This window comes from Pseudotabrizicola sp., from assembly GCF_030656345.1.
Lineage (GTDB): Bacteria > Pseudomonadota > Alphaproteobacteria > Rhodobacterales > Rhodobacteraceae > Pseudotabrizicola.
In genome coordinates this window covers 360,422-373,452 of record NZ_JAUSNR010000015.1, presented here as the reverse complement: position 1 = coordinate 373,452, position 13,031 = coordinate 360,422, and the positions used below count along the sequence as shown (strand labels likewise).

The following is a 13,031-nucleotide window of genomic DNA, read 5'->3' as shown; positions in this document are numbered from 1 at the left end:
CCCCCTCTGACCGAGCGGTGTGGGGCGCGCGCCCGATCTTTGGCGGGGGACGGGGCAATCGGAGAGAGTTCATGATGTTGACCGAGCTGACCACGGTTCTGCCGGAGGCACTGCCCGTACAGGCGATGAAAGATCACCTGCGGCTGGGGACCGGATTTGCCGATGATGGTCTGCAGGATGGTCTGGTTGCAGCCCATCTGCGGGCAGCACTGGCGACCATTGAGGGGCGGACCGGAAAGGCGCTGCTGGCGCGCCGGTTTCAGCTGCGGCTGAACCGCTGGCGCGAAGACAGGGGCGGGCAGGCGCTGCCGATGGCGCCGGTCTCGGCGCTGGTATCGGTGACGCTGCTGGAGGCGTCGGGAGAGGCACGCGTTTTGCCGGGAGAAAGTTTTTGGCTGGAACCGGATATTGCCCGCCCGCGGTTGAAAGGGATTGGCGGCGCGTTGCCGCAGATTCCGCAGGATGGTGCGGTCGAGATTGTGTTTGAGGCCGGGTTCGGGGCCGACTGGGGTGCCGTTCCGGCAGATCTGGCGCAGGCGGTGTTGCTGCTGGCCGCAGAGTTTTATGAGGCGCGCCATTCAGGTGGGAGCGGCGGGCCTGCCCTGCCGCTGACGGTGCAGGCCCTGATCGAGCGTTGGCGGACGGTACGGGTCCTGGGGGGGGCAGCGCATGATGCCGCTGCAGCTGAACCGGCACCTGACGCTTGAGCAATCGGTGTCCACCCCGGACGGCGCGGGGGGATTTTCGACCAGCTGGCAGGCTGTCGGCACGCTTTGGGCGCATGTGGCCCCCGGTGCGGGGCGCGAAGCCTCGGGCGAAGAGATCACGCTGTCGAGGGTGCCGTACCGGATTACCGTGCGGGGGGCACCCGTCGGGTCGCCGCAACGGCCGGTGCCCGGCCAGCGGCTGACCCAGGTGGGGCGGGTGTTTCAGGTGCTGGCGGTGACCGAGCGGGACCCGTCGGGGCAGTACCTGACCTGTTTTGCGCATGAGGAGGGACCGGCATGAGCTATGGCGCAGCGGCGGCCTTACAGACCGCCCTTTACAGCCTGTTGTCATCGGCCCCGGCGCTGGCCGGTGCCTTGGTGGTGGATGCCATGCCGCCATCGGCTGGGGCGGCGGCCTTTGTTCTGATCGGGCCGGAAGAGGTGCTGGACCAGTCGGACAAGAGCGGTGACGGCGCAGAACACCGGATCGTGGTGAGCGTCATCAGCGATGCCGCCGGATTTCTGACGGCGAAAACTCTGGCCACTGCGGTGTCGGACTGTCTGACCGGCGCCACGCCAGTGCTGAGCACGGGGCGCGTGGTCAGCATTCAATTTGCCCGGGCCGTCGCAAAGCGGTTGGGGGATGGCGACGTGCGGCGGATAGACCTGACGTTCCGCGTGAGGATCGAGATCTAACAGACTGACTTTTAATTATATCTGGAGATAAAGATGGCGGTACAGAGCGGTAAGGATCTGCTGCTGAAGGTGGATCTGACAGGAGATGGCACCTTCGAGACGGTGGCGGGCCTGCGGGCCACGCGCATCAGTTTCAATGCGGAAACGGTGGATGTGACCAGTCTGGAAAGCACGGGCGGCTGGCGCGAGCTGCTAGGCGGAGCTGGTGTGAAATCAGCGGCGATTTCAGGGTCGGGGGTGTTTCGCGATGCCAATACCGACGAACGGGCGCGCCAGATCTTTTTTGACGGTGAAGTGCCGGACTTTCAGGTGATCATTCCCGATTTTGGCGTGGTGGAAGGGGCTTTCATGATCACATCGATCGAATATGCCGGCAGCCACAATGGCGAGGCCACGTATGAGATGTCGCTGGCCTCGGCCGGCGCGCTCAGCTTCGTGGCGCTGTGATGGCGAACCCTTGGGCGGGGGAAGTGGCCGTGGTTCTGGACGGGCAGCGCCATGTGGCAAAGCTGACCCTTGGTGCCTTGGCCGAGTTGGAGGAAACGCTGGCGGCAGGGTCGCTGATTGATCTTGTGCAGCGGTTTGAGGCCGGGCGGTTTTCTTCGCGCGATGTTCTGGCACTGGTGGTGGCAGGCTTGCGCGGTGGGGGTTGGCAGGGGACGGGGGCGGATCTGCGCAGTGTCGAGATCGGTGGTGGCCCGATGGAGGCGGCGCGTGTGGCGGCGGAACTGCTGGCGCGCGCCTTTGCCCTGCCGGGGGAAACATGAGCGGCATCGACTGGCCGGGACTGATGCGGGTGGGGTTGCAGCAACTGGGGCTTGAACCGGCGGCCTTCTGGCGGCTGACCCCGGCGGACCTGAGGATCATGCTGGGGGTGGACGCCGCAGGCCCGCCCCTGACACGGGCGCGGCTGGCGGAACTGGCGGCGGCGTTTCCCGATACAGCAAAGGAGAGGGATGATGGCACGGATCGAAGAGCTGCAAGAGCAGGTGGCGGCGCTGGAGGCCACACTGGGCGCATCATCGGCGATGGTGAGCGCGTTTGAGGGCGAGCTGGCCAAGATGCAGGACACGATGGTGTTTACCGGGCGCGAGGTCGCCACACTGTCAAACGGGATCGGCGGTGGGTTGCGCCGGGCGTTTGACGGGCTGATCTTTGACGGGCTGAAGCTGTCGGATGCGCTGCGGATGGTGGCGCAGTCGATGATCAACGGGGTCTACAGCACGGCGATGCGGCCGGTGCAGAACGCGCTAGGCGGGCTGGTTGCGCAGGGCGTGAATTCGGCGATGAGCAGCATCATGCCGTTCCGTGACGGTGGCGCGTTTTCGCAGGGCCGCGTCATGCCCTTTGCCAAGGGCGGCGTGGTGAGCAGCCCGACAAGCTTTCCGATGCGCGGCGGGCGCGGATTGATGGGCGAGGCGGGGCCCGAGGCGATTATGCCGCTGGCACGCGGTGCCGACGGCCGGCTTGGGGTGCAGGCGGCGGGCGGCGGTCGCCCGGTGACCGTGGTGATGAACATTCAGACCCCGGATGTCCAGGGCTTCCAGCGCAGCCAGAGCCAGATTGCGGCGCAAGCCTCGCGCGCGCTGGCACGCGGACAACGGAACCGGTGAGGATAAGCACATGGCATTTCACGAGATCAGATTTCCGGCCAACCTGAGCTTTGGATCGGTCGGCGGGCCAGAGCGGCGCACCGATGTGGTGACATTGGTCAATGGCCATGAAGAGCGCAACACGCCTTGGGCCCATTCGCGCAGGCGCTATGAAGCCGGGGCGAGCCTGCGGACGCTGGATGACATCGATGCCCTGATCGCTTTTTTTGAGGCGCGGCGGGGCAAGATGCACGGGTTTCGCTGGAAGGACTGGGCGGATTACAAATCCTGTGCGCCCTCATTGCAGCCGACGCCGACAGATCAGGTGATTGGCACCGGCGACGGCGTTCAGACGGTGTTTTCGTTGAGCAAAACCTATCGCTCCGGCACCCAGACCTATGCCCGCCGCATCACCAAACCCGTGGCCGGAACCGTGCTGGTGTCGGTTGCCCGCGACCCCAAAGTGGAGGGGCTGGAGTTCACGGTTGATCCCACGCTGGGCGAGGTGAGCTTTGCGGTGCCGCCGGACCTTGGCGTCACGGTCTATGCGGGCTTTGAGTTTGATGTGCCGGTGCGTTTTGACACTGACATGATCATGACTTCGATCGCGTCCTTTCAGGCGGGCGAGGTTCCCGATGTGCCCGTGGTGGAGGTCCGGATCTGATGCAGGACGCCCTGAAACAGCATCTGAAATCCGGCTCGACAACGGTGTGCCGGACCTGGCTTGTGCGCCGCAAGGATGGCGAGACCTATGGCTTTACCGATCACGATTGTGATCTGAACTTTGATGGCGTGGTGTTTGCTGCGCGCACGGGCATGACCGCTGGTGTGCTGGAAAAAAGCACCGGAATGGCGGTTGATAATACCGAGGTGATGGGTGCCTTGTCCGATGCGTCGATCCGTGAGGAGGACATTCTGGCCGGGCGGTATGACGGGGCCGAAGTGACCACCTATCTGGTGAACTGGGCCGATGTGACCGAGCGGTCCATTCTGTTTCGCGGGACGTTCGGCGAAATGATCCGCAGCGGTGGTGCCTTCCGGGTTGAACTGCGCGGTCTGACCGAAAAACTGAACGTGCCACATGGCCGTGTGTATCATCCGGAATGCGGCGCGGTACTGGGCGATGGCCAGTGCCGGATTGATCTGTCCGCAGCAGCCTTTACGCGCGAAGGGCCACTGCAAGCGGTGATCGATGGCCGCATTCTGCACGTTCCGGCTGATCCCAGCTTTGCGGAAGGATGGTTTGTTGACGGTCAGGCGGTGATTCAATCCGGTGCCGGTAAGGGACAGGTTGGGCGGATCAAAGCAGATTCAACGGTTGGCGACGTGCGGATCATCGAATTGTGGCAGACGTTTTCAGTGCGGCCAATGGCACCGGATCAGGTCAGGCTTATCGCTGGCTGCGATCGTCGTGCATCGACCTGTCGGCAGAAGTTCAACAACTTCCTGAACTTCAGGGGGTTTCCGCATATTCCGGGTGAAGATTGGCTGCGGTCAAGCCCCGACAAGAGCGTCGGGAGGTAGCGGAATGGTATCCCTTGTGACCGCCGATTCTACCGATCCGGATTTCGGCAACCGGATCGTGGAGGAAGCCCGCAGCTGGCTTGGAACCCCCTATTGCCATCAGGCCACCACCCGAGGTGCAGGCACCGATTGTCTGGGGCTGATCCGGGGCATCTGGCGCGCTCTGATCGGGCCTGAACCTCTGACCCCTCCGGCCTATTCCATGGACTGGTCGGAACCCTCAGGCGAGGAGGTTTTGATGCAGGCTGCGGGGCAATGTCTTTGCCGCAAGCCTGATCGGGTGTTGGCGGTGGGGAATGTCATTCTTTTCCGCATGCGCAATGGGGCTGTTGCCAAACACTTGGGAATTGTCTCGGCGGTCGCGCCCGCACCGAAGTTCATCCACGCCTACACCGGCTACGGGGTTGTCGAAAGCTCTCTGTCCGGGCCATGGCTGCGTCGTGTCGTAGCCGTTTACTGTTTTCCTGAAAAGGTTGAATAATGGCTACAATCGTTTTTGCGGCTGCAGGTGCTGCCTTGGGTGCCGGAATGGGTGGCACGGTTTTGGGGCTGTCCGGTGCGGTCATTGGCCGAGCCGTGGGGGCGACCATCGGGCGCGCTGTGGATCAGCGGATCATGGGCCTTGGCTCTGACGCCGTGGAGGTCGGAAAGCTTGACCGCTTTCATATCATGGGGGCCAGCGAAGGAGCTCCGATTGCCAAATGCTGGGGCCGGATGCGGCTTGCAGGTCAAGTGATCTGGGCCTCGCCGTTCCGGGAGACCAGCAGAAAAACGGGCGGCAAAGGGATGCCATCGCCAAGGACGGTTCAGTATTCCTATACTGTCAGTCTGGCCATCGCGCTGTGCGAGGGCGAAATTCTTGGAATCGGCCGGATATGGGCCGATGGCGATGAAATCTCGCCCGCGACCCTGAACCTGAGGGCCTATAACGGAACCGAAGATCAGCTGCCGGACCCGCTGATCGAGGCGCGGATGGGCAGTCTTCATGCGCCGGCATATCGCGGCATCGCCTATGTCGTGATCGAGGAGCTTGATCTTTCAGCCTACGGAAACCGCGTGCCGCAGTTCAGTTTTGAAGTGATGCGCCGGGCGCAGGGGGCCGAGGCAGAGCAGGTTTCTGATCTGCAGGATGCGATCAGGGCCGTCGCGCTTATTCCAGGCACCGGCGAATATGCGCTTGGGACAAAGAAGGTGCGTGTGGAAAGCGGATTTGGCGTATCGCGCACGCTGAATGCCAATACGCCCAGCGGTGAGACCGATCTGGTCACTTCGCTGACCCAGTTGCAGCAAGAGTTGCCCAACTGCAAAGCGGTGGCGCTTGTCGTGTCCTGGTTTGGCAATGATCTTCGCTGCGCGTCTTGTGAGGTACAGCCAAAGGTCGAGCAAAAGGATATTGAAGCGGCGCAAAATCTGTGGCGGTCTGGCGGGGTGGGGCGAAATGAAGCCGCCGAAGTGCCGCGCCTTGAGGGACGGTCGATCTATGGCGGGACTCCGGCGGATTCGACGGTCATCGAAGCGATTGTCGCTCTGCGCGAGAGTGGCCAGTCGGTGATGTTCTATCCCTTCATCCTGATGGATCAGATGACAGGAAATACCCTGGACGACCCGTACTCAGAGAACGGATTTCAGCCCGCACTACCCTGGCGTGGTCGGGTTACAGTGTCTGTCGCACCGGGTCGGGATGGCAGCCCGGATGAGTCAGCCGCTGCTGAAGCTGAGGTTGCTGCTTTCTTTGGGGCCGCGCGCGTTGAGGATTTTTCCATCACAGGCAGCCAAGTCTTTTATCACGGCGAACCGAAATGGGGGTATCGCAGATTCATCCTACACTATGCCCATCTGTGCAAGCTGGCGGGTGGTGTTGAATCATTCTGTATCGGGTCTGAAATGCGTGGCCTTACGCAGATCAGGGGTCTTGGGCAGAGTTTCCCCGCTGTGCAGGCACTGATCCAGCTGGCCGCAGATGTGCGCAGCATCGTCGGGCCGGATGTAAAGCTAAGCTACGCGGCGGATTGGAGTGAGTATTTCGGGTATCATGTTAATGGGAATGTCTACTTTCATCTTGATCCGCTCTGGTCCAGCAGTCACATAGACTTTATTGGCATAGACAACTATATGCCGATTTCGGACTGGCGGGATACGAAAGTTCACGCCGATTCAGATTGGCTGTCGATCTATAACCTGGACTATCTCCAATCCAATATTATGGGGGGAGAAGGGTTTGATTGGTATTATTCCGGCCAAGAAGGTTTTGATGCCCAGAACCGTATAGAAATTCGCGATACTCACTATGGCGAAGACTGGATATTCCGGTACAAGGACTTGAAATCCTGGTGGTCAAACCCACACCACAACCGCATTGATGGTATACGTCAGGGGATGCCAACGGATTGGATTCCCGGGGCGAAGCCGTTTCGGTTTACCGAATATGGCTGTGCTGCGATTGATAAGGGAACCAACGAGCCCAACAAGTTTCTGGACAGCAAGTCATCTGAGTCCGCGATTCCTCGCGCGTCTACGGGTGCCCGGGACGACTTTATTCAGATGCAGTATTTTCGGGCGCAACATGCATTCTGGTCGGATCCGGCTCACAATCCTACGTCAGAGCTTTTTGCTGGGTCAATGGTCGATAGGGACCATTCCTACGCCTGGGCGTGGGATGCACGTCCTTATCCGGCCTTTCCCCGCGCGACAGATCTTTGGTCTGATGGGGATAATTATTTCCGGGGTCATTGGTTGAACGGTCGCGCAACCTCTGTGCCACTTGATCGCGCAGTCAGGGAGGTCTGTGAGAATTCTGGTGTGCAAGACATTGACACACAATACCTTTTTGGATTGGTCTATGGTTATGGAGTCTCCGAGAACCAATCCGGGCGGTCGAGACTGCAACCGCTTTCTGTCACCTATGGCTTTGACTGCACTGACAAGAATGGCATTCTAAGCTTTCAGACGCGTGGATTGTCTTCTGGTCTGACGCTGGACAAAGACCAGATTACCGTTGCCCGAGATAACTCTTCCAGCCTGCAGTTAACCCGATTGTCCGACAGTGATGCGGTGGGGAGGGTCCGTTTTGCCTATATTTCGGCGGATGGCGGCTTCAAAGCTTCAGTGGCAGAGGTTGCCCTTTCGGATGTGTCCTCACCGGCTGTCGTCGAGACTGAGTATCAACTGGTCTTGCCAGCAGATACAGCAAAAGCAACCGCGCGGAAGTGGCTAATTGAATCTTTGGCGTCGCGCGATCGGATCACACTGGATTTACCACCCTCAATGACAGACTTAAGGAATGGCGAGACACTTTCGCTGGACGGGCTGATCTACAGGATTGACAGCACTGAGTTTGACCAGAAGCTATCCATTGTGGCCAGTTGCATTGAACCGTCAATCTACCCCGTTCAAGAGCAGGAGACCGATCCCCAGAGATGGTTTGCGTATCGTGATGTTGGCCCCATCGCACGGGTGTGGCTGGATCTGCCCCTGATCACCGGCAGTCAGTCTCCCTATGCACCGTTTCTGGCGGTCACGGCTGATCCCTGGACCGGGCCCGCAGTCCTGTGGTCGGCAAGTGAAGATTCTGATTACTCTGTTAACAAAATATTTTATAGCACATCACACATCGGAAAAACTCTTTCTGATCTTGATGCATGCCGATCAGGGATCGTGGATCGTGGGCGTCAGCTGATTGTTGAAATACAGTCGGGTGTGTTGGAATCGACGTCGGCGACAGGTCTGCTTTCTGGAAAAAATCTTGTTGCTATAGGTGGTGACGACCCGGAGCAATGGGAGGTTTTTCAGTTTATGACAGCCGAGCTCTTGTCTCCCGGCGTATTTGCCTTGTCTATGCGGCTCAGAGGGTTGGCGGGCACCGATGCGTTCATGCCCATGTCGTGGCCTGCGGGGAGTCGAATCGTGCTGATCGATGATTCACTGAGTCAGATCTCGCTTGCCGATGACCATCTGAATATTGAACTTCATTATCGGCTGGGATTTTCCAGTGAAGGTATTGGCTCGGATGTCGTAAAATACGACATTCTCACATTCAGAGGTGCTGGGTTGCGCCCATTGTCTGTGTCTCACCTCAGATATTCAGTCGACGAACATGGCAACCACATATTTAATTGGATGAGACGGACCAGAACTGGTGGAGACTCTTGGGAAGGATACGATGTTCCACTTGGTGAGGAGCGCGAACTTTATTCCTTCGTTGTCAAATCGAATGAAGGCGCTGTTCTTTTTAGACAAGTCCTGTCTGAACCGAGCTTCCTGCTGTCGCTGAGTCAAAGGGAGTTGATCTGCGCCACGGGAGCATACTCAGTTGAGGTAAGCCAGGTTTCGTCTGCTTTTGGCACAGGGGCTGTCGCCCGGCTGGCGCTTCATCCGGAGAATTAGAGGCCTCCAAAAGACGCCCGCGACCCGCCTTACTGAACAACAGGGTTCGCAATCGGCATTGTTCTTCTGCCTTGGCCAGCGGTGGTTTCCCTAAGACACACATATCGGTTATACAAAGGTCGTTGAGGTCACGGTGAGCAGGTGGTGACATGGAATCGGTCAGACTGTATTCCCTGATCGATCAAGGTTCTTGGCTGGTTCGCCGTTGTTTCGGGGCGCGGTCTGGCGATGGGTCCTCTTATGTGAACGGATTGTCGATACTAAAAAATGAATGTAAATCGACCGCATAGGCTGTCCGTCGCCCCGATGATGGACTGGACCGACCGTCATTGCCGGGTGTTTCACCGCATGATGACGCGCCGTGCCATGCTGTACACCGAAATGATAACTGCCCAAGCGATCCTGCACGGGCCGCGTCCGAAGCTGCTGGATTACAGCGTGGCAGAGCATCCGGTGGCCTTGCAACTGGGCGGCTCGGTGCCGGGGGAGCTGGCGCAGGCGGTGCGGATTTCTGGCGACTGGGGCTATGACGAGATCAACCTTAATGTCGGCTGCCCGTCAGACCGGGTGCAGTCGGGTTGTTTCGGTGCGGTGTTGATGGAGCGCCCCGGGCTGGTGGCCGAGTGTGTCGCGGCGATGATCGCGGAATCTGCGGTGCCGGTGACGGTGAAATGCCGCATCGGGGTGGATGATCAGATTCCGGATGAAATCTTGCCCCATTTCATCGACAAGGTCTCGCGCGCGGGCGTAAGCCATTTCATCATCCACGCCCGCAAGGCGTGGTTGCAGGGTCTGTCCCCAAAGGAAAACCGAGAGATTCCACCGCTGGATTACGCGCTGGTATGTCAGATCAAGCGTGACTTTCCCGATCTGACGATCTGCATCAACGGCGGGGTCTCGACCCTGACCCAGGCCAAAGACCTGCTGGATCAGGGGCTGGACGGGGTGATGATCGGGCGCGCGGCCTATCACGATCCTGCGGCCACGCTGATTGGCGCAGATGCGCTGTGGGGCGACGGCTATGCCCCCGATGCGCATCAGGTTGTGCAGGACATGAAGCCCTATATCGCCGCGCATCTGGCGGCGGGGGGGCGGTTGCACCAGATCACCCGGCATATGCTGGGCCTTTTCGCGGGCCGCCCCGGCGCGCGTGGCTGGCGCCGGGTACTGTCCGAAGGGGCCACGCGCGACGGCGCAGGGCTGCACCTGCTGGATGCAGCCCTGGCGCAGGTTCAGGCGACGGCGGCCTGAGGGATCACACGACGCGACAGCGCCAGCGCAATTGCACCGCAGACCGCGATCGCCAGCAGCATTGGCAGGGCGGTGCCGTCAAAGAACGGTGCCGTCACCGCAATCATCGCCCCGCCTGCCAGCATCTGCAAGGTGCCGCCAAGTGATGAGGCGAGGCCCGCGATGTCGCCATGCTCTTCCAGCGCCAGCACCATCACCGTGGGGATGACCAGCCCCAGAAAAGCGTTGGCGATGAACAGCCCGGTCATCACCACCGGCAGATCGGCAAACCCAAACGCACCGATCAGCGCGAGGCTGACCGTGCTGGTAAAGAACCCCAGTACCGCCACCCGTACCACCCGCGCTGCACCAAACCGCAGACCCAAGCCAGCGGCCAGCTGTGAGGCACCGAAGAACCCGATGGCGTTGACTGCAAAGGCCAGCGAAAACCCGGTCGGCGACAGGCCAAAGGCCTGCGTATAGACAAACGGGCCCGAGGCGATGAAGACAAAGAAACTCGCCATCGCAAAGCCGCCAAGGAAGGTCAGCGCCATGAACCCCCGGTCGGACAGCAGGCGCTTTGCGCCGCGCATCGTGTCGCCCCAGACAAAGCGCTGACGCTGCGCTTGGGGCAGGGTCTCGACCAGCACAAAGCGGATCATCAACAAGGACAGCAGAGCAGCAATCGCCAGCACGCCAAAGATCCAGCGCCAGCTTGCCACGGCCAGGACGCCGGAGCCGGCAAGCGGTGCCAGCATGGGTGAGACCGAGATCACCAGCATGATCGCCGCCATCAGTCGGGTCGCCTGATGCCCGGTGGCCATGTCGCGGATGATGGCGCGCGGCACCACCATCACGGCCGCCCCGCCCAGACCCTGCACAAAGCGTCCGACCATCAGCCAGGTGATGCTTGGGGCAAGCGCGCAGATCAGCGTGCCCAGAAGAAACACCCCAAGCCCGGCATACAGAGGCGGTTTGCGTCCCGCCTGATCGGCCCAGGGGCCGTAAAACAGTTGCGCCACGCCAAAGGCTATAAAATACGCGGTGATCGTGCCCTGCATCGCCGCGACAGAGGTGCCAAGCCCGGCCCCGATATCGGGCATCGCCGGCAGATACATGTCGATGGCAAAAGGACCGACGCAGGACAATAGCCCCAGCACGAGGGCCGGGCGTAGCAAGGAAGGTGTCATGGGGAAGGACTCACGTCTGAAATAGGTGCGACTTGAATACACCGTTCCGGCAAGATTGGGTAGCCCACACTGGCCCCCGCAAAGCCTGCGCGCTATCAGCATGGGGCGGTCCCGGCACCGCGCGATCCTTCAAGGAGTTTTCCATGCCAGACGCCAGTCTTCTGATCCCGATGATCGCCATGCTGGCGGTGATCGGGGCTGTTGCAGGGGTGATTGCTGGCTTGCTGGGGGTGGGAGGCGGCATCGTGCTGGTGCCGGCGTTCTTCTACGCCTTTGGTCATCTGGGCTATGGCGGGCCGCAGCTGATGCAGGTCTGTCTGGCGACATCGCTCGCCACCATCGTCGTGACTTCACTCCGCTCGGTTCTGGCGCATCACAAGAAGGGCGCGGTGGACTGGGAGATTCTGCGGACATGGGCCCCCTATATCGGGGTGGGGGCGGTGATCGGGGTGTTCACCGCCTCGGCGCTGAAATCGGTGACGCTGCAGGCGATATTCGGTGTTTTGGGGATCATGGTCGGGTTGTACATGGCCTTTGGCCGGTCTGACTGGCGGCTGGGGTCCGAGATGCCAAAGGGTGCAAAGCGCGCCGGTTTCGGCGGCACGGTCGGTTTCCTGTCGGTGCTGATGGGGATTGGCGGCGGCAGCTTCGGCGTACCGCTGATGAGCCTTTACAACATTCCGATCCATCGCGCCGTCGCCACGGCTTCGGGTTTTGGCATGACCATCGCGGTGCCGTCGGTGCTGGTGTTCCTGTTCCTGCCGGTGGAAGGCGCGCCGCCCTTTACGCTGGGTGCGGTGAACCTGCCGTCGCTTGCGCTGATCTTTGCGATGACGATGATCACCACACCTTGGGGTGTGAAATTGGCACACGCGATGGACCCGAAACCGCTGAAGCGGGTGTTTGCCGTGTTCATCACGCTGGTGGCGCTGAACATGCTGCGCAAGGTTTTCGGGTATTGACCGCAGACACGGCCCCGGCAGACCCGGGCTGGCAACAGATTGGCCCGCATCCCGCCCTCAAGGACTGGGCCAGGGCGGCCTTGCCGCTGGCACAGCGGGTGATTGCGCAGAGCCGCGAGCCTTGGCGCTGCGGTGGCACATGGTTTGTCGGCGTCGATGCCCTGCCAAACGGGCCCGATGGCGCGGTGGCGGGGGCGGCCTTCCCCTGGAAGGCCCTGCCGCTGGCCCCTGTGGCGCTGCACCCCGGTCAGCTGTCGGTCATCCGCCCCGGTTATCCGCAACCCTCGCCTGACGAATCAGCCGCCGCCTTCGCCTTTCGCCAGACCCGCGATGCCGCCCATCTGGATGGGTTGCTGCCGATTGGCCCCGACCGCCGCCGGATGATCCGCGAGCCGCATCGCTGGATTCTGGGCCTGCCGCTGACCGATATCCGCGCAAGCCCGCTGGTGGTCTGGGAGGGAAGCCACAAGGTCATGGCGGCGGCTTTGCACGCGGCCCTGAACCCACACCCACCAGAACGCTGGGCGGATATCGATGTGACCCGGGCCTATCAGGCCGCCCGCGCGCAGGTGTTTGACACCTGCCGGCGCGTCGAGCTGCCCGCTGGCATTGGCGAAGCCACGCTGCTGCATCGCCTGACCGTTCACGGGGTGGCACCCTGGCACGGGGCGGGGCAGGGTGACCGGATCATCGCCTATTTCCGCCCGATGATGGCCACAGTGGTGGACTGGATCGCAGAGCCGTAGG

General features: G+C 61.2%; 15 protein-coding genes. 14 read left to right on the top strand and 1 reads right to left on the bottom strand.

Annotation, left to right across the window (positions count from 1 at the left end):
• The first annotated feature begins 71 nt into the window (after nucleotides 1–71).
• The 12 genes from Q7J44_RS09705 to dusA all read left to right on the top strand — a co-directional run bounded on the left by Q7J44_RS09705 (nucleotide 72) and on the right by dusA (nucleotide 10,153).
• Entirely contained in the window at nucleotides 72–707 is a 636-nt protein-coding gene (locus Q7J44_RS09705) for a hypothetical protein (protein WP_304879291.1), read from the top strand.
• The gene (locus Q7J44_RS09700) at nucleotides 670–1,008 is read left to right on the top strand and encodes a head-tail adaptor protein (protein WP_370692981.1); all 339 of its coding nucleotides are present in this window, start codon (nucleotides 670–672) and stop codon (nucleotides 1,006–1,008) included. Before Q7J44_RS09705 ends, Q7J44_RS09700 begins: the two co-directional genes overlap by 38 nt.
• Entirely contained in the window at nucleotides 1,005–1,403 is a 399-nt protein-coding gene (locus Q7J44_RS09695; protein WP_304879290.1) for a DUF3168 domain-containing protein, read from the top strand. The genes Q7J44_RS09700 and Q7J44_RS09695 overlap by 4 nt, the downstream gene beginning before the upstream one ends.
• 33 nt (nucleotides 1,404–1,436) lie before the next feature.
• The gene (locus Q7J44_RS09690) at nucleotides 1,437–1,850 is read left to right on the top strand and encodes a phage major tail protein, TP901-1 family (protein ID WP_135512711.1); all 414 of its coding nucleotides are present in this window, start codon (nucleotides 1,437–1,439) and stop codon (nucleotides 1,848–1,850) included.
• Nucleotides 1,850–2,170 carry a gene transfer agent family protein gene (locus Q7J44_RS09685; RefSeq protein ID WP_304879287.1) on the top strand — a complete coding sequence of 107 codons (321 nt, stop codon included), beginning with the start codon at nucleotides 1,850–1,852 and terminating at the stop codon, nucleotides 2,168–2,170. Before Q7J44_RS09690 ends, Q7J44_RS09685 begins: the two co-directional genes overlap by 1 nt.
• Nucleotides 2,167–2,448 carry a rcc01693 family protein gene (locus Q7J44_RS09680; RefSeq protein WP_370692980.1) on the top strand — a complete coding sequence of 94 codons (282 nt, stop codon included), beginning with the start codon at nucleotides 2,167–2,169 and terminating at the stop codon, nucleotides 2,446–2,448. Before Q7J44_RS09685 ends, Q7J44_RS09680 begins: the two co-directional genes overlap by 4 nt.
• Nucleotides 2,363–3,016 carry a phage tail tape measure protein gene (locus Q7J44_RS09675; RefSeq protein ID WP_304879285.1) on the top strand — a complete coding sequence of 218 codons (654 nt, stop codon included), beginning with the start codon at nucleotides 2,363–2,365 and terminating at the stop codon, nucleotides 3,014–3,016. The genes Q7J44_RS09680 and Q7J44_RS09675 overlap by 86 nt, the downstream gene beginning before the upstream one ends.
• A gap of 10 nt (nucleotides 3,017–3,026) precedes the next feature.
• On the top strand, nucleotides 3,027–3,659 hold the full coding sequence (locus Q7J44_RS09670) for a DUF2460 domain-containing protein (RefSeq protein ID WP_304879284.1): 633 nt from the start codon (nucleotides 3,027–3,029) through the stop codon (nucleotides 3,657–3,659).
• Entirely contained in the window at nucleotides 3,659–4,519 is an 861-nt protein-coding gene (locus Q7J44_RS09665) for a DUF2163 domain-containing protein (RefSeq protein ID WP_304879283.1), read from the top strand. Before Q7J44_RS09670 ends, Q7J44_RS09665 begins: the two co-directional genes overlap by 1 nt.
• Nucleotides 4,520–4,523: 4 nt before the next feature.
• Nucleotides 4,524–5,000 carry a peptidase gene (locus Q7J44_RS09660; protein WP_304879281.1) on the top strand — a complete coding sequence of 159 codons (477 nt, stop codon included), beginning with the start codon at nucleotides 4,524–4,526 and terminating at the stop codon, nucleotides 4,998–5,000.
• On the top strand, nucleotides 5,000–8,902 hold the full coding sequence (locus Q7J44_RS09655; protein ID WP_304879280.1) for a glycoside hydrolase/phage tail family protein: 3,903 nt from the start codon (nucleotides 5,000–5,002) through the stop codon (nucleotides 8,900–8,902). Before Q7J44_RS09660 ends, Q7J44_RS09655 begins: the two co-directional genes overlap by 1 nt.
• 267 nt (nucleotides 8,903–9,169) lie before the next feature.
• Nucleotides 9,170–10,153, top strand: a complete 984-nt coding sequence (gene dusA, locus Q7J44_RS09650) for a tRNA dihydrouridine(20/20a) synthase DusA (protein ID WP_304879278.1) — start codon at nucleotides 9,170–9,172, stop codon at nucleotides 10,151–10,153.
• On the opposite strand, the gene Q7J44_RS09645 is transcribed toward dusA, so the two are convergent.
• On the bottom strand, nucleotides 10,135–11,322 hold the full coding sequence (locus Q7J44_RS09645; protein WP_304879276.1) for a multidrug effflux MFS transporter: 1,188 nt from the start codon (nucleotides 11,320–11,322) through the stop codon (nucleotides 10,135–10,137). The two genes, dusA and Q7J44_RS09645, sit on opposite strands and share 19 nt — an antisense overlap.
• 143 nt (nucleotides 11,323–11,465) lie before the next feature.
• Here Q7J44_RS09645 and Q7J44_RS09640 point away from each other — a divergent pair, with 143 nt between their 5' ends.
• Together Q7J44_RS09640 and Q7J44_RS09635 are read left to right on the top strand one after the other, a co-directional pair.
• A complete protein-coding gene (locus tag Q7J44_RS09640) occupies nucleotides 11,466–12,284 on the top strand; it encodes a sulfite exporter TauE/SafE family protein (RefSeq protein WP_304879273.1) in 819 nt (272 codons plus the stop codon).
• Nucleotides 12,281–13,030, top strand: coding sequence for a hypothetical protein (locus Q7J44_RS09635; protein ID WP_304879271.1), 750 nt, complete (start codon nucleotides 12,281–12,283; stop codon nucleotides 13,028–13,030). The genes Q7J44_RS09640 and Q7J44_RS09635 overlap by 4 nt, the downstream gene beginning before the upstream one ends.
• Nucleotide 13,031: the final 1 nt, after the last annotated feature.

Bases quoted from the DNA above. Each gene is read 5' to 3' on its own strand.
- Q7J44_RS09705 (WP_304879291.1), top strand. From the start codon at position 72: ATGATGTTGACCGAGCTGACCACGGTTCTGCCGGAGGCACTGCCCGTA.
- Q7J44_RS09700 (WP_370692981.1), top strand. From the start codon at position 670: ATGATGCCGCTGCAGCTGAACCGGCACCTGACGCTTGAGCAATCGGTG.
- Q7J44_RS09695 (WP_304879290.1), top strand. From the start codon at position 1,005: ATGAGCTATGGCGCAGCGGCGGCCTTACAGACCGCCCTTTACAGCCTG.
- Q7J44_RS09690 (WP_135512711.1), top strand. From the start codon at position 1,437: ATGGCGGTACAGAGCGGTAAGGATCTGCTGCTGAAGGTGGATCTGACA.
- Q7J44_RS09685 (WP_304879287.1), top strand. From the start codon at position 1,850: ATGGCGAACCCTTGGGCGGGGGAAGTGGCCGTGGTTCTGGACGGGCAG.
- Q7J44_RS09680 (WP_370692980.1), top strand. From the start codon at position 2,167: ATGAGCGGCATCGACTGGCCGGGACTGATGCGGGTGGGGTTGCAGCAA.
- Q7J44_RS09675 (WP_304879285.1), top strand. From the start codon at position 2,363: ATGGCACGGATCGAAGAGCTGCAAGAGCAGGTGGCGGCGCTGGAGGCC.
- Q7J44_RS09670 (WP_304879284.1), top strand. From the start codon at position 3,027: ATGGCATTTCACGAGATCAGATTTCCGGCCAACCTGAGCTTTGGATCG.
- Q7J44_RS09665 (WP_304879283.1), top strand. From the start codon at position 3,659: ATGCAGGACGCCCTGAAACAGCATCTGAAATCCGGCTCGACAACGGTG.
- Q7J44_RS09660 (WP_304879281.1), top strand. From the start codon at position 4,524: ATGGTATCCCTTGTGACCGCCGATTCTACCGATCCGGATTTCGGCAAC.
- Q7J44_RS09655 (WP_304879280.1), top strand. From the start codon at position 5,000: ATGGCTACAATCGTTTTTGCGGCTGCAGGTGCTGCCTTGGGTGCCGGA.
- dusA (WP_304879278.1), top strand. From the start codon at position 9,170: ATGAATGTAAATCGACCGCATAGGCTGTCCGTCGCCCCGATGATGGAC.
- Q7J44_RS09645 (WP_304879276.1), bottom strand. From the start codon at position 11,322: ATGACACCTTCCTTGCTACGCCCGGCCCTCGTGCTGGGGCTATTGTCC.
- Q7J44_RS09640 (WP_304879273.1), top strand. From the start codon at position 11,466: ATGCCAGACGCCAGTCTTCTGATCCCGATGATCGCCATGCTGGCGGTG.